Source organism: Izhakiella australiensis (assembly GCF_002006995.1).
GTDB lineage: Bacteria > Pseudomonadota > Gammaproteobacteria > Enterobacterales > Enterobacteriaceae > Izhakiella > Izhakiella australiensis.
The window spans coordinates 144,633-160,510 of record NZ_MRUL01000009.1 but is presented as its reverse complement, the minus strand read 5'-3'; the positions used below and the strand labels follow the sequence as shown (position 1 = coordinate 160,510).

Genomic DNA, 15,878 nt, shown 5'->3' with positions numbered 1-15,878 from the left:
TTATGGCTTGATAATAAGTGCCACGATTTGTACTTTTTAAGGTGCCACGAACTGCGAGGAAGTAACGACATGCGCCCGCCAGCGGAGATCAGTGATGCGCTCGGACTCCTTTTTCAGCCGCCGTTGCAGCGTGAGCCTGGCGGTCCCACGCTGCCAGCACAGATAATGCAGCGCCTGCGTCTGGCGATCCTCGATGGTCGTTTGCTGCCGGGCTGTCGCCTGCCCGGTTCCCGCGAGCTGGCGCAGCGGCTTGGGGTATCACGTAACAGCGTAACGACGGCCTATGAGCTGCTGGGCACCGAGGGTTATATCATGCTCAGCCGTCAGGGAACGCGGGTGGCGCAACTTCATCAGCATCAGCCCGCCACGCCGCTGATGCCGCAGCCTGATGCGCAGCTGGCCGGGCGTCTTGAGCGTTTAAAACTGAGCCAGCGCGCTGCTGATGATAATGCGCCTTTTCGCCCCGGCGTTCCCGCCCTGTCACGTTTTCCTCTTGCTGCCTGGCGGCGCTGCGTCGATCGGGCGCTACGCGAAGACGGACACCGCCTGCTGGGCTATGGCGATCCCCTTGGCGAGCCGCTGCTGCGTCAGGCGATTATTCAGCATCTGGCGTTGACGCGCGGCGTGCGGGCAACTGCCGATCAGGTGGTTATCACCGAAGGGGCGCAGGAGGCGTTGATGCTGTGCGTCCGACTGCTGACCAATCCAGCAGAGCGCGTATGGCTTGAAGATCCGGGCTATCGCGGCGCGGTAAGCGCCTTTCAATGTGGCGATCTTAAACTGGTGCCGCTGCCGGTGGATAGTGAAGGTCTTTGCGTGCCCGCCGCGCAATGGCAGCAGCCGCCGCGCCTGATCTATACCACGCCGTCGCATCAGTATCCCAGCGGCGAGGTAATGAGCGTGCGCCGTCGACTGCAGCTGATTGCCGACGCGCAGCGCTGCGGCGCCTGGATTATTGAAGATGATTACGACAGTGAATTCCGCCATACCGGCGATCTGATTGGTGCGATGCAGGGGTTAGTACCACAGGCGCCGGTACTGTATATGGGAACCTTCAGCAAAACGCTTTTTCCCTCGCTGCGCCTTGGCTTTGTGATTCTGCCTGACGATCTGCAGGCGCGCGCTGCGGCGCTGCTACAGGAAACGCTGCGCGGCGGCCATCGCAGTGAGCAGCTGGCACTGGCGCGGTTTATCGGTTCAGGGCAGTTTAGTCGCCACCTTGGTCGGATGCGGCGACTTTATCGCCAGCGCAGAGATGCATTGCTGCTGGCGCTGACGAACCACTTGAAAGTGCCATATCAGCTCACCGGCGGCGACAGCGGCATGCATCTGACCATCCGTCTGCCGCCAGCCTGGCCGGATAGCGTTATCGTTAATGCTGCCCAGGCTTATGGTATGGCGCCGGGCGCGCTTTCGCATTTTTATCTGGCCGCCGCCGGCGAGAATAACGGTCTGGTTTTGGGCTATGGTAATACCGCTGAAGCGCAGTTTGCACCGCTGGTACAGCGCCTTTCACAGCTTATTGCTGCCAGCCGCCTGCGGGATTAACCGGACTTAATGCCATTGAGACCGTTGCGACGATGCTGCTTGTGGCGGTACATCTTGTCATCGCTCTGTGCCAGCAGCTGTTCAAGGGTTTGTGGCTGATGCGGATCGAATTCGACCACGCCGTGGGAAAAATTCAGCTGATAGTGACGATTCAGGTTTATTCCCTGTTCGTGCAGGTAGCGGGTGAATTTCTCCAGCAGCGCTTCGGCCTTTTCCTGCGATGTATCGTGAAACAGCACTACGAACTCATCTCCGCCGAGGCGGGCGAACAGGTCTGCACTGCTAAAAACCACTTTCATGGCGTCGGCGAAATCCATCAGCGCCCGGTCGCCTTCCCGGTGTCCCAGCGTATCGTTAATCGCTTTAAATTTATCGAGGTCGAGAAAAGTCAGGCAGGCGTTAACCGCCCGTAGCTGACAGGCATTCAGCATCATCTGGCCCAGCGTAATAAAGCCGCGCCGGTTGCTTATCTGCGTCAGTTCATCCGAGGTTGCCGCCTGAAAAGCGATCAGCTCAGCTTCGGCCATTGAAGCCAGATCGCGCAGGGTGTGATTATCGTCCTCGCTGAAGCTGCGCGGTTCGCTATCAAACAGGCACAGGGTGCCAACTCTGGCACCTGCTGGCGTGCGCAGAGGGCAGCCGGCATAAAAGCGGATATGCGGCGAATCCGTTACTGCCGGGTTGTCGTGAAAACGATCGTCGGTGTGGGCATCTTCAACCACCAGCACCTCGTCACGCAAAATGGCGTGGGCGCAAAAGGTGTCTTCTCTGTTGATGGGTTTAGAGCTAAAGCCTTCGCAAGATTTAAACCACAGATACCGGTCATCCAGCAGCGCCACGACGGAGTTAGGAACGTTAAACAATCGTTTTGCCAGTCGGGTCAGGCGATCAAAGCGTTCTTCTGCGGGGGTATGCAGAAGATCGAGCCCGCGAAGTTCACCCAGGCGGAACGGCTCATCGGCAGGAATTTCAGGTTTTTTCATAACCAGAACCTTATTACTCTTGTCGGGATCGAGGATAACTGTCTTAAACGACGCGTCAGCAATGTCCGTTCAGAGTAATAGCTTTAGCCAGAAATGCCCAGGATTCAGGGCCAGAAATTAGCTATCGCCGGGCAAAAAAAATCCCCCGGTAGCCGGGGGATGAGAGGGGAACAACTATTCGTTAATGGTCGGGTGCTGCTGCACCAGATTTTTACGTTTAGCTTCCAGCTCGCTTATCTGCGCATCAATATCTTCAATTTTATGTTCGATATTATCGTGATGTTCCTGCAGGATTTCGCGCGCTTCTTCCATATCGGAAGCCGCAGGCGCCGCCCCGCGCAGCGGCTTGTTGGCGGTCTCTTTCATCGTGATGCCGGTGATCAAGCCAATAACCGCAATCACCATCAGATAATATGCTGGCATATAGAGGTTATTGGTGCTCTCAACCAGCCAGGCCGCAGCCGTAGGCGTTACGCCGGCGACCAGCACTGAGATATTAAAGGCGCTGGCAAGGGCGCTGTAGCGGATATGGGTCGGGAACATGGCCGGCAGCGATGAGGCCATGACGCCGGTAAAGGCGTTAAGCACGATCGCCATCAGCAGCAAGCCAACGAATATCAGCCCGAGCACATTGCTGTTAATCAGCATAAAGCAGGGGATCGACAGCGCAAACAGGGCAATGCTACCGATAATAATAAAGGGGCGACGACCAAACTTATCGCTCATCAGGCCCATTACTGGCTGAACGAACAGCATACCGATCATAATCGCGATGATAATCAACACGCCGTGATCTTCACTGTAGTGCAGGTTATGCGACAGGTAGCTTGGCATGTAGGTCAGTAGCATGTAGTAGGTCACGTTGGTGGAGATCACCAGCCCTACGCAGGTCAGCAGGCTGCGCCAGTGTTTGGTGGCAACCTCTTTGAAAGAGACCTGCGGACCGGCAGCCAGACCTTCGCGGTCTCCCTGTTCCAGCTTTTCCACATGCTGCTGGAAAGCCGGCGTTTCTTCCAGCGCATGGCGCAGGTAGAGACCGATCATGCCCAGCGGCAAGGCAAGGAAGAAGGGAACGCGCCAGCCCCAGTCGAGGAATTTCTCCTGACCGACGATAGCGGAGATCACCACCACGATACCGGCACCCAGTACGAAACCGGCGATCGAGCCAAAATCCAGCCAGCTTCCAAGGAAGCCTCGTTTACGGTCCGGGGAGTATTCGGCAACGAAAATCGACGCGCCGGTATATTCACCGCCAACCGAAAAGCCCTGCGCCATTTTGGCTATCAGCAGCAAAATCGGCGCCCAGATGCCTATTGAGGCATAGGAGGGGATCAGGCCGATGGCAAAGGTACTGATAGACATGATGACGATGGTGATGGCGAGGATTTTCTGACGACCATAGCGGTCACCAAGTGCGCCGAAGAACATACCGCCGAGAGGACGAATTAAAAATGGAACAGAGAATGTGGCCAGTGCGGCAACCATCTGCACGCCCGGGCTGGCATCGGGGAAAAAAACCTGGCCAAGTGCGTAAGCAACAAAACCGTATACACCAAAGTCGAACCACTCCATTGCGTTGCCCAGTGCTGCGGCGGTAATCGCTTTACGCAATTTTGTGTCGTCAATAATTGTTATGTCTTTTAACCCAATCGGTTTAACACGCTTCCTACGTAGCTTCATATCAAACACCCTGTAGTTACTAATCCTGTGGAACTTTCCCGCCGTGTTTTCCTGATAAGCGCAGCGAGGAAATAGCCCTGCGGCTTGTGCTAAAAACGGACTCGAATGACATTATTTATATCGAATTAATCGAGTCAGCAGAGGGTTATCTTAACGTTTTCCTTCCTGTTTTCATAATTTCTCAACGTAATTGTTTGCGGTGTGGAAATTAAAAGTTGATTTGCAGTATCACTTTTGGTGTGTAATTTCCTTGCTGTTTTTCTTCTTAACTTACTGTTAATAAGTTGATTTTTCTGGTGGTTCTCCGCTGGCAAGAAATTGGAGTGCCAGAAGGAGTATAGTGAAAAAATGCGTTTTCGCGTCGGCGGCTTCACCCGCAGCATTTAGTCACTGTGCGACGATTCAGCCGGCGGCGGGCTGTCAGATTTCAGGTGGAAACGGCGGTGGATTTTTCAGCCAGTTTATCATTTCTTCGCTGCGCATCGGCCGGGCATACAGATAGCCCTGGATAAAGGTTACGCCGCGCTGTTTGAGATAGTGAAACTGCAACGGCGTTTCTACGCCTTCGGCGACCGTTTGCAGGGCCAGCTTGTGGCTCAGCTGAATAATGGTATCCAGCACCGGCGTTTCACCATTGACTTGCTCAATCGCCGCGACAAAGCCCTTATCAATTTTCAGGTAATCAAGCGGGAACGTCTGCAAATAGGAAAGGGTGCAGTGGCCGGTGCCAAAATCGTCAATCGCGACGCGAAAGCCTTCGCTGCGTAATTCTTCCAGCTTGCTGATTACCGTTTGCGGATCGCCGATCAGGCTGCGTTCGGTGAGCTCCAGGGTGATATTCAACTGCTGAGTGTGCAATGCCATGTGACGGGCGAACTGGCGGATATCGTCGAGAAAGCTCGCATCCTGTAAGTGCTCTGCTGCCACGTTCACGCCAAGGTGAAATCCGGCGGGTACCTGCCAGTCAGCGCTGTCGCGAACGATCAATGAGAGCAGATGGCGGGTCAGCGGGATGATCATTGCTTCGGCTTCCGCAGCGGCAATAAAAATATCCGGGCTGACCCATTCGCCATTGCTCCGCTGCCAGCGCATCAGCGCTTCGGCCCCGCTGGCCTCCCCGGTTTTGTTGCTATAAACCGGTTGATAGACAACGAAAAATTCATCTCTGGCAATGGCCCGGCGCATTTCATCGTGAAATGAGAGCCTGCGCTTTAGCCAGTTATTTGCCATCAGGCTAAACACCAGCGCCAGGATTATCCCCAGCGGTAGAAAAGTTAACAGCAGCTGCTGCCAGATGCGCAGAAACTCGCTGGCCGGTGATTCAACGCTAAGTGCGATCGGATAGCGCGTAGAGTGCAGCGTTAGCTGGCTGTTGCCCCAGAGGGGATTATTATTCGGCGGCAACCAGCCGCTACGTATCGCATAGCCATCGCCGACCCTGAGGCTGAGAACGTCGCCGCGCGGGCGTCCGACTGCCTGCATAAAGTCGAGCAGATACTGGCCTTCGACGATGGCATAGCTTCCCCGATCGCCGTGAGGCCGTCGCAGATAAAGCACGGCGGAGCGATGAGGCACGCCATAGGTACCGGCAACGGAGATGCTTGACGTCAGGTGTTGCGTGTTAAATAAAGGTGGAGAAATCAACGCATTAAGCGGACCGGTAAACGAACCGTAGGCGGAGGAGCAAACGATCTGGTTACCCTGCAGCAGTCCGATTGAGCGAAAGTAGGCATTCAGATTGCTGATTCGCTGTATATCAATCAGCGAACTTTCGCAGGGCTGGCCGGCAAAACGCTGTAGCGTATTGAGCATATCCTGCGCGCGGTCGCTAATCTGTTCGCTTTGGTTCATCAGGCTTTCGCCGATGCTATTCATATGACGACCAAGCTGACTACGCGCGGCAAAATAGCTGAAAATCAGGCTAAGTAAAAGCGGTAACAGGGCGGCTGCGGCCAGTAGCGTCCAGTGCCTTACAATTGGCTTCGATCCCAGTTTTTTCACGGCAGATTCCTCGCTCGGTGCTGACGCAAGCATACCATGGCAATGTCAATCTGCCGCAGTTAAAGCGATAGCCGGATCGCGGGATAAATGTCATGCGCTCGCCGGGCCTTCCTTCCGTGGCGTCAGGGCGACGTGCGCTACCGTTTCGTTATTGATTTGCAGGGATTACCGGCAGTCAGGGACGACCATTGCCCAGTAAAATTGCCAGCTTGCTGCCTCCCGGGGTGGTTTCCATCAGGATTTTGCATACGCTGGTCAGCGGAACCGACAGTAGCATACCCACCGGCCCCAGCAGCCAGCCCCAAAAAATCAACGACAGAAAGACCACCAGTGACGACAGGCCGAGCCTCTTTCCCATAATCCGTGGTTCCAGCATGTTGCCAAATACCATATGGATGACAACAAACAACAGCGCCGCCAGTCCGGCCGTCAGCGGTGCGTTTAGCAGCAGCGCCTGCGCTACCGGCGGTATGCCGGCAATAATGGGGCCGATATTGGGGACGAAATTACAAATAAAAGCGACCAGTCCCCAAAGCAGGGCGAACTTGACGCCCAGAAGCCATAGCGCCAGCCAGACGGTGATGCCGGTAAATAAGCTGATCAGCGTTTTTAGCGCCAGATAATGGGTGACGCCTTTAAGCGCACGGTGCAAACCGGCGATGCGGATGCGTGGGTTTACCAGCGCAAAGCGTAATTTGTAAGGCAGGTGATGTACTTCCAGCAGCATGAATATTACGGTCATCAGCAGCAGAACCAGGCCCGACATCACGCCGGAAAACTTGGTCAGCAGGCTGGAGGCCATGCTCATCACCGTGTCGGGATCGAGGCGCTGCGCCAGCGCGCTGGTGGAGACATTAAGATGAAAAGGCCTTGCCAGATGTTGCAGCCAGCGCATGCGGTGCTCAATTTGCCCGTGCAGCTGCGGATAAATGTCGGAAAACTCGTGTGCCGAGCCTGCCAGCATGGCGCCAACAATGGCGAACAGCGCGAGCATCACCAGCATCACCAGCGCAATTGAAAATCCGCGTCGTAGCCCATGGCGCATCAGCCAGGAAACCAGCGGATTGAGCACGATGGCGATAAAAAGCGCGAGTAAAAACGGCACCAGAATAGTTGAGGCGGCGTGAATACCGGCGAGCAGAACTACCAGCGTTGCCAGTTTAATCAGTAGATTTTGCCCGATTCTCTCTTGCTGCGGCACCGCCATCAACGTTCCTCTTTTCACGCTATGCCGCTAAAGTGTAGAGCTTTCTCAGGCCAGCGTGCGCGTATGGCTCAGTTAAGGATTAATCTCATCAGCGCTGGCTGCGCTGCATAATGCCTAGGGCTAGCAGCATTAGCAGCAGCCCGACTAGCGCCGCCACGCTGGCCATCGCCATTCCCTGGCCAACCGAGCCCTGTTCAAACTGGCGCCAGACGAATACCGATATGGTTTGCGTTCCGGCCGGCGCCAGCAGCAGCGAGGTCACCAGCTCCCGCAAGGCGACGGCAAAAACCATCAGCATAGAGGCCAGCAGGCTGGGGAAAACCAGAGGCAGAACGATAAGTCGCAGGGCGGTCAGGGGGCTGGCGCCGTGTACACGCGCGGCGGATTCGAGGTTGTTTCCCAGCTGACGCAGTGCGCTGCCGATGTAGCGCACAGGCCAGGGCAGCAGCAGGCAGCAGTACGAGAGCAACAAGATGGCCTTGCTGTTATAGGGCGTAAACGGCCAGAACGACTGGTTCCAGAGCAAAATCAGCCCGACGCCGACCACCACGCCCGGCAACGCGGCGGGAAGGAGCGATAGCCCGTCAAGCAAGGCGCCATAGCGCAGCCGGCGGGCCACCACCAGCCACGCGCAAAGCAGTCCTGATGCACCGGTTATCAGCGCCGATCCGAACGCCAAACTGAGGCTGGTAGAAAGCGCCTGTAGCGCCTCGCCCTGCTGCGAAAAAAGCAGCGCAAAATGTCGCAGGGTAAAATTATCGCCGCTGATACCGCCGGAAAGGGTGGATAAAAACGCCGTCAGCAACATTGAGGACATTGGTAGCGCCACGGCCAGCAGTGCAGTAACGGCGAAAACCAGCAGCGCGGGTATGGTCCAGCCGGCTAAATGCGCGCCCTGATTTTCCATCGGTTTGCCGGTTATGCTGGTTATCTCTTTATTGCCGACCAGGCGACGCTGTAGCCACCAGCCGGACAGCGCTACCAGCACCAGCAGCAGCGAAAGCAGCGAGGCGCCGGAGAGATCGATCGGCCAGTCCGCCAGCTTTTTCTCAATGCTGACTGTCAGCATCACCACGCCTGAACGACTGCCCAGGGCGGCGGGAACGCCGTACTCTTCAATTGCCATGGTAAACGCCAGCAGCATGCCGGCGGCGAGCGCAGGCAGCAGCATTGGCAGGGTAATATGCCAGAAAGCGCGCCAGGCGCTGGCGCCGTGTACCCGGCCAATGGTTGCCAGCCTTTGTCCGCTGGCAAGCAGACTGCGGGAGACGGCAAAATAGACCACCGGGAAAATATTGAGCGTCATGACCAGAATGATGCCGGTGGCGCTGAACAAGAGCTTATTCAGATCGAAACCGGTCAGCTGCGCCAGATAGCCATTAGGCTGCAATGCCAGTATCCAGGACAGTGCGGCGATATAGGGCGGCGTCAGGAAGGGAATCAGCATCAGTAGATCCCACAGGCGCGCGGCCGGTAGGTTAAACAGGCCGCGTATTACCCCTAAAGGCAGGCCCAGCAGCGCGCTGCCGAGTGCAACGCCCAGGCCGAGCCCCAGCGTTCCCCGCAGCGATGCACCGAGTTGTGGATCGCGCCAGAGGGTTAAAAAGGGGGTGAAGGCGCCGCGTAACGAGCCTTCGCTAAAGGCCGGGAATACCGCCTGAAGCACGATGAATAGCAGCGGTAGCGCCACCAGAATTATCAGCAGGCTGACGGTCAGTATAACGATCGCGCGAAGTTTCACGGCAGGCTCCTGAAAAGGCGGGCGATAAGCCCGCCGCAGCTGGAAAGTTTAACGGGAGAATAGTGCGCTAAAGCGCTGCAAGACCTGCGCGCGATCGCTGCCGGTTTGATTATTGACCTGCAGCAGCTTCAAATCGCTGAGCAGTGGACGTTTGGCGCTGATATCGGTGCGGGCCGGCATCAGCCAGGCGTCGGCGACCAGCGCCTGGCCTTCCGGCGACAGAACGTAGTCAATAAAGGCCTTCGCATCACTGGCATGCTGGGTGCTTTTAAGGATCATCATCGGGCGCGGCGCGGCAACGGTGCCGCTGGCCGGAAAAATAACTTTGATGGCTTCACCATCTTTGATGTTCTTGTAAGAAACATAATCAACTGCGCCGAACACCGCAGCTTTAGCTCCCTGCATGACCGGCGTTACCGCCTGTGCATTCGGACCGCCGATTATCATCCCGTTATCTTTCAACTGGCTGAACAGCTGCCAGGCCTGTTCGCCCATGCTGTTTTGCAGGCCGATTAACAGGTCAAGCGAGGCACCGGAGAGAGCTGGATCCGGCGTGGTGACTTTGTCCTTAAAGGCGGGGGTAGTCAGATCCTGCCACTCTTTTGGCTCCGGCGTACCGCTTTTAGTATTCCAGACGATGCCCAGCGCAGAGATCCCCTGGGCGACGTAATCCGTGGTTTTCAGCGCTGGCGGCACCTTTTCCGCATTGTGGCTCTGATAGGCCAGCAGCCAGCCGCGATTGTGCAGTTCTTCTGCGGTATCCCAGGAGGCAGATATCAGAATATCGGCCAGTGGATTGGCCTGCTCAGCTTCCAGACGGGCCATTACCTTGCCGGTGGTTGCCTGAAAGATATTCACTTTGACGCCGGTTTTTTGCTCAAAACCGGCGGCCAGATTTTTGGCCAGCGAACCGGGGCCGGCGGTGTAAACCGTCAGTGCGTTGGCATCATTAATCATCATGGCGGAGGTCAATATCATCGCGAAGATCGCTCCTGTTTTATACTGGCTGAATATTTTCATGTGGATTTCCCTGAGGATGAAGTAACGGTTCGGATGGCAGAGACGGCGCCGAATGAAAGATGCACGATACGATCGGCGAGTAGCTCGGCTTCATGGCGGTCATGAGTTACGTATACGGCGGTGGTGCCTGACTGACGCAGCAGCCCGGCGATTTCCCGGCAGAGCGTCTCGCGCAGTTCGCTATCCAGATTGGAAAGTGGCTCATCAAACAGCAGTATCTGCGGCCCGGCGACGATGGCGCGGGCCAGGGCAACGCGCTGCTGCTGGCCGCCGGAGAGATCGGAAGGTTTGCGGTTAGCCATTTCTGTCAGGCCCACGCGATCTAACGCCGTCCGTACGCGCAGCTGGCGTTCTGACAGCGGGATTTTGCGCATGCGCAGAGGGAAATCCACATTTTGCGCTACCGACATATGCGGCCACAGGGCGTAATCCTGAAACACCATCCCCAGATCGCGCTGTTCCGGCGGCAGCATGCTGTTAGCGCTGGCAACCCGCTGGCTGCCAAAATATATCTCGCCGCGCTGCGGCTGTAGCAGGCCCGCCAGTAGTTTCAGCAACGTGCTTTTTCCGCAGCCGGAAGGTCCGAGCAATGCCACGACTTCACCCGACTCAACCTTCAGGTCGAGGGCGTTTAGCACCGTATTGCCGGCAAACGCGTAATGAATACCTTGCAGTGAGATAGCGCAGGATGAGGGCGTCATGGCTTTATCCCAACGAGGCAAGAACAGGCCGTTATACCCGCACCCGTCACCCGGAGGGTCGCTCTCACCTGTGTAAAAAACAGGGGAGTCCACATATTTTCTATCCTCTTTGGGATTTGATGAAGCGCAGTATAGGGGGGCTATATGACGGTTTTATTAAGCGGAATGGCGGCGCTTCTCGCCGGAGAAGGCGGCGTGCGGTAGGTTAATGGCGGACAGCCTGGCCCGCTTTAGCGGGCCGCCTGCGCGAAGTCAAAGGGCGTCAGATGACCCAGCTTTTTTTGCGTCCAGTGATGGTTGTAGCGCTGACAGAATTGACCGATAGCCTGACTGAGATCGCAACCTTCCGTTGCCGGGAGCAGCGCCGTCAGGGGGATATTCAGTCGCAGCGCAACGTCGCGTTCTGCGCTTTCATCACAGTGCAGCGTCAGCGGGTGCTGTTCAGCCCAGAGCTGTAACGGCTGCTGTTTGGCGTTCTGGTAGCCAAACACCGTTTTATTTTCAGTCTCAATAGATTGTATATCACATGGCGCAGCGTCAAGCAGCTGGCTCAGCCAGATGACGACCAGATGGGGAGACACGCCGGCGAAAGCCTGAGCCGTCACCCAGCCGCTAACCGGTTCCAGCGCCCACAGCAGGTGCCATTCACCGCCGTCGTCCGGCAGCAGATTAATTCTCTGATAGTGCAAGCGGAGATGGGTCGGGCGTAGCCCGGCCTGGCTGGCTTTTCTGCCGCGCAGTGCTTTAGCGGCGCTTTTATCGGCCACGCGCGTCAGATAGCGGTCGAGACCGGCGCGTGAAACGGACAGCCCCATCCCCTGATTAACCACGACCAGCAGCTCATCCAGCGAAATTAAAAAGGTTTGTCTCAGCCAGTTGATCAAAGCGCTTTGTTCAGGACTCAACACTTTGCGCGTGGTGACCGGCGCGGTGTTTCTGTCGGCCACATCCTCACGCTGTCGCCAGCGTCTGACGGTGGCAACGGAGATGCCCAGTTCCTTAGCCAGCTGACGATCGCTTTTATCTGACTGCTGGATATACCTGCGAATTCGTGGGGTAGTTGTTGCGTTAGCATGTAGCTTTATTTCCATCAATTTCTCTCCGGTAAACCGCAGTTAAATGATATCTAATCTAATGAGATTTTTATCCAATTTCTATGGTGTTGTGAGCTAATTCAACTTTCTGAGCAATTCATTCAATGATAATCGGCCCGGGTTGCACTGCATCGTTTCTATTATCACCTTAGCAGGGGGTTATGCATGAACAATGTCATGGGATTTCTGGAGGCCCGGCTGATGCCGCTGGCGGCCAGAGTGGCACAGCAAAAGCACCTATGTGCGATTCGCAATGCCTACATCTCCTTCATGCCCTTTATTATTGTTGGTTCCATTCTGCTGATTGTCTCTTCGTTTCCGTACTCGGGTTACCAGCATCTGATGGCCACGCTGTTTGGCGCAAGCTGGAAGAGCATCGTTGAGATCCCCTTCAATGCGGTATTTTCCACCATGGCGCTGTTTATTAGCTTTCTGGTGGCTTACCGGCTGGCGGAGCAATATGAAGAGGACTGCGTTTCCTGCGGAATTTTGGCGCTGGTGTGCTTTTTAATTCTGACGCCGTTTATCACCCTTGATGCAGCCGGCGACCTTATGGCGATCCCCTCCGAGTGGATCGGCAGTAAAGGCCTGTTTGTCTCGATGATCGGTTCACTAGTATGGACTGAACTGTTTTGCTATCTGAAGCGTAAACATCTGGTGATTAAAATGCCTGAAGGCGTGCCGCCGGCGGTACAGGAGTCCTTTGCGGCGCTGATCCCAGGATTAATTGTCATCGTACTGGCGCTGGGCATTCGCATTGGTTTTGCCCACACCAGCTATCAGACCATTCATCAGTTTATTTATGATGTGGTTGCGGTACCGATTCGCCATTTCGGCACCTCGTATTTCGGGGCGCTGCTGACGGTGTTGAGCATTACCGTGCTGTGGTCGGTCGGCATCAACTCCGGTTCGATGGTCAACGGCATTATCCGCCCACTGTGGATGGAAAATCAGACCGATAATCTGGCGGCGATGCAAGCCGGGCACGTGCCGCCGCACGTGATAACCGAACAGTTTTTCGACATGATCTGGATGGGCGGCGCCGGAGCTACGCTGTCGCTGGTTATCGCGATGCTGTTTTTTGCTCGCAGCAAAAGCATGCGCGAAGTGGCGCGTCTCGGCGCGGTGGCCTCCTGCTTTAACATTAACGAGCCCATCTTGTTCGGCCTGCCGATCATTATGAATCCCATCATGCTTATCCCTTTTAACCTGGTGCCGTTGGTGCTGGTTACCGTGCAATACGTGGCGATGAAGATTGGCGTGGTAGCTGTCACCACCGGGGTATTTATTCCCTGGACGCTGCCGCCGGTAATTAGCGGTTTTATCGTTACCGCTCATCTCAGCGGCAGCCTGATGCAGCTGACCAATCTGCTTATCGGCGCGCTTCTCTACCTGCCTTTCCTGAAGGTGCTCGATAAGCAGTATCGGGCGGCAGAGGTGGCTTAAACCAACATCAATCCACAATGCAGGAGCAAAATATGTGGGGAATGATTGCAACATGGCGCATGGCGCTGGAAGGCGTAGTAACCGCAAGCCAGTCGCTGTCTGCTGGCGCCTTAGCCGGCCGCACCGTGGTCGATGCTGTCGCCGAAGTCGAGGACTTTCCGCTGTATAAATCCGTCGGCTATGGCGGGTTGCCCGGTGAAAATGGTGACGTGGAGCTGGACGCCGCCTTTATGGACGGCGATACCCTGGCATTTGGCGCCGTCGGCAATCTGATCGATATTGCCAATCCGGTGCGGGTCGCGCAGGCGCTCAGCCGCGAGCGTTTTAACAGCGTCCTGGTCGGTCAGGGCGCCCGTGAATGGGCGCTGAGTCAGGGATTTAGCGACAAAAAGATGCTGACTGAACGCGCGACGCAACATTATCGTAAGCGCTGCCAGCAAACGATCGATAAGGGACTTAGCCCTTACGATGGCCATGACACGGTGGGCATTATTTCGCTGGATAAATATGGCTCAATGAGCGTCGCGACCTCCACCAGCGGACTGTTTATGAAACGTCGCGGCCGGCTGGGAGATTCGCCAATTATCGGCTCCGGTTTTTATTGTGATAGCCAGACTGGCGCGGCGACGGCGACCGGCGTAGGTGAAGACCTGATGAAAGGCTGCACCAGCTACGAAATCGTACGGCGGATGGCACAGGGGATGTCGCCGCAGCAGGCGGCGGATACCGTGGTTTTTGAGCTGGAAGATCGCCTGATGTCGCGCTTTGGCCGCGTAGGTGACCTTTCGGTTGTCTGCATGAACGCTGACGGCGCCTTCGGCGCATCGACCAATATCAGCAACTTTTCATTTGTGGTCGCCAGTGAAACGCTGCCGCCGACCGTTTATCTGGCCGAGCGCCATCTGAATACCACGCGCTATGCTCCGGCGGATGAAAAATGGATGGATGATTATGCGGCGCGCATCCGGGCGCCCATCGTGCTTGAGGAGACCCGCTATGATTGAATATCAACTCTGCTCTGAGCGTTGTCCTGTCGATAGCGCCAGTCATTTAATCAGCTACCCGCAAAGTGCGTTACCGGCGTCGCTGGGCGCGCCTGAGACGCTGCTGCAAAGCATGCGGGCGGATGAGGGGCGCGTGGCGGATGCGGCCTACGGCTGCGAACCGTTCAGTCATCTGACGCTGTTGCCTGCAACGCTCTGGCAGCACCGGCAGGCCGCCAAGCTAACCGATGCCTGGCGTGCGCTACTGGCACAAAATGCGGCGGCAAGCCTGATTATCGATTGCGGTTTACTGACGCGCCAGGCGAACGCGCTGGCGCTGTTCCACTTGCTGTTCAGTCTTGACTATCAGCTGGTGGATCTCGGATTGAAAACGGTCAGCGATGACAATAAGCCGGCGCGGGTCTCCCGCCTGATATTCTACTGCCAGACGCAGCAGCAGGCGCATTTCAGTGCGCTGCTGCGCCAGGCATACGCCACTGCCAAGGGGATGAATATCGCGCGCCGGCTGGCCGATATGCCCAGTGATTACTGCACGCCCGCATTCATTGCCGACGAGGTTGAGACGCTGATTGCCGGCTATCCCGACCTGAGCTGCGAAGTGCTGGATGAAACGCAGATAAAGCAGCAAGGCCTTGGGCTGTTACAGGCGGTGGGCAAGGGCGGTAATAATCCGCCGCGGCTGGTGGTTATACGCTATGCCGGAAAAGCGCCGCTGCCGTTCGCCGCTTATGTCGGCAAAGGCGTCACCTTTGATACCGGCGGCCACTGGCTGAAAAGCGGCGACGGTATGTACACCATGAAGTACGATATGTGCGGCGCGGCGAACGTGCTGGGCCTGCTGGTAGCCGCCGCCGAGTTGCAGCTTACGCAGCCTGTGGTTGGGGTGCTGGCGCTGGCGGAGAATATGATTGGGCCTGCGGCAATGCGTCCCGGCGACGTCGCCGTCAGCTATGCCGGTCACAGCGTTGAAATTAATAATACCGATGCCGAAGGGCGGCTGGTACTGGCTGATGGCATTGCATGGGCCAGCCGGATGATCGTCAACGGGCAGCCGGCGCGTTACGTTATCGATCTCGCCACGCTGACTGGCGCGGTGGTAAAGGCCCTGGGCTATGACCTGTCCGGCCTGATGACGCAGGACGAAAGTTTGCGCCATGCTCTGACGCAGGCAGGCCAGCGCTGTGGCGATGAAGTATGGTCGCTGCCCCTTGATGAGCGCTTTGCCGGTCAGATAGCGAGTAACATCGCCGATTACTGTAATACTCCCACCAATAGTGCCGCGATCAGCACCTCTGCGGCCTGGTTCCTCAGCCGTTTCTGCCCGGACGATATGCCCTGGGCGCACCTGGACATCAGCGGTACGGCGCTCTGGCGTGAAAAAGGTTATAGCGTTGCGTCAGGCCGTCCTGTCCCTCTGTTAATACAGCATTTGCTGGAAGATATGGAGAAGTGA

At 56.5% G+C, this 15,878-nt stretch carries 12 protein-coding genes; 4 read left to right on the top strand and 8 right to left on the bottom strand.

The features are described 5' to 3' along the window. The first annotated feature begins 69 nt into the window (after window positions 1–69). Window positions 70–1,548, top strand: a complete 1,479-nt coding sequence (pdxR, locus tag BTJ39_RS14190) for a MocR-like pyridoxine biosynthesis transcription factor PdxR (protein ID WP_078003356.1) — start codon at window positions 70–72, stop codon at window positions 1,546–1,548. Here the strand turns inward: pdxR and BTJ39_RS14185 are convergent. The 8 genes from BTJ39_RS14185 to BTJ39_RS14150 all read right to left on the bottom strand — a co-directional run bounded on the left by BTJ39_RS14185 (window position 1,545) and on the right by BTJ39_RS14150 (window position 11,972). Further along, complete coding sequence (locus BTJ39_RS14185) at window positions 1,545–2,531, bottom strand: sensor domain-containing diguanylate cyclase (RefSeq protein WP_078003355.1); 987 nt, start codon at window positions 2,529–2,531, stop codon at window positions 1,545–1,547. The two genes, pdxR and BTJ39_RS14185, sit on opposite strands and share 4 nt — an antisense overlap. A 174-nt stretch (window positions 2,532–2,705) precedes the next feature. Next, window positions 2,706–4,211 (bottom strand): glycine betaine/L-proline transporter ProP, encoded by a 1,506-nt coding sequence (gene proP, locus BTJ39_RS14180; RefSeq protein WP_078003354.1) that lies wholly within the window; start codon window positions 4,209–4,211, stop codon window positions 2,706–2,708. Between the two features lie 420 nt (window positions 4,212–4,631). Further along, window positions 4,632–6,212, bottom strand: a complete 1,581-nt coding sequence (locus BTJ39_RS14175; protein ID WP_241825915.1) for an EAL domain-containing protein — start codon at window positions 6,210–6,212, stop codon at window positions 4,632–4,634. Window positions 6,213–6,387: 175 nt separating this feature from the next. Beyond that, window positions 6,388–7,419, bottom strand: a complete 1,032-nt coding sequence (locus BTJ39_RS14170; protein ID WP_078003352.1) for an AI-2E family transporter — start codon at window positions 7,417–7,419, stop codon at window positions 6,388–6,390. A gap of 88 nt (window positions 7,420–7,507) precedes the next feature. Continuing rightward, the gene (locus tag BTJ39_RS14165; protein ID WP_078003351.1) at window positions 7,508–9,160 is read right to left on the bottom strand and encodes an ABC transporter permease; all 1,653 of its coding nucleotides are present in this window, start codon (window positions 9,158–9,160) and stop codon (window positions 7,508–7,510) included. A gap of 48 nt (window positions 9,161–9,208) precedes the next feature. Next, window positions 9,209–10,180, bottom strand: a complete 972-nt coding sequence (locus tag BTJ39_RS14160; RefSeq protein ID WP_078003350.1) for an ABC transporter substrate-binding protein — start codon at window positions 10,178–10,180, stop codon at window positions 9,209–9,211. Then, window positions 10,177–10,881 carry an ABC transporter ATP-binding protein gene (locus BTJ39_RS14155; RefSeq protein ID WP_078003349.1) on the bottom strand — a complete coding sequence of 235 codons (705 nt, stop codon included), beginning with the start codon at window positions 10,879–10,881 and terminating at the stop codon, window positions 10,177–10,179. Before BTJ39_RS14155 ends, BTJ39_RS14160 begins: the two co-directional genes overlap by 4 nt. A gap of 230 nt (window positions 10,882–11,111) precedes the next feature. After that, window positions 11,112–11,972, bottom strand: a complete 861-nt coding sequence (locus tag BTJ39_RS14150) for a helix-turn-helix domain-containing protein (protein ID WP_078003348.1) — start codon at window positions 11,970–11,972, stop codon at window positions 11,112–11,114. A gap of 168 nt (window positions 11,973–12,140) precedes the next feature. Here BTJ39_RS14150 and BTJ39_RS14145 point away from each other — a divergent pair, with 168 nt between their 5' ends. From BTJ39_RS14145 to BTJ39_RS14135, 3 genes are read left to right on the top strand one after another with little or no spacing between them, the layout of a single operon-like run. Continuing rightward, window positions 12,141–13,421: a PTS sugar transporter subunit IIC gene (locus BTJ39_RS14145; protein WP_078003347.1), complete on the top strand. Its 1,281-nt coding sequence runs from the start codon at window positions 12,141–12,143 to the stop codon at window positions 13,419–13,421. A 32-nt stretch (window positions 13,422–13,453) separates the two neighbouring features. After that, complete coding sequence (locus BTJ39_RS14140) at window positions 13,454–14,425, top strand: glycosylasparaginase (RefSeq protein WP_078003346.1); 972 nt, start codon at window positions 13,454–13,456, stop codon at window positions 14,423–14,425. After that, the gene (locus tag BTJ39_RS14135; RefSeq protein WP_078003345.1) at window positions 14,418–15,878 is read left to right on the top strand and encodes a M17 family metallopeptidase; all 1,461 of its coding nucleotides are present in this window, start codon (window positions 14,418–14,420) and stop codon (window positions 15,876–15,878) included. Before BTJ39_RS14140 ends, BTJ39_RS14135 begins: the two co-directional genes overlap by 8 nt.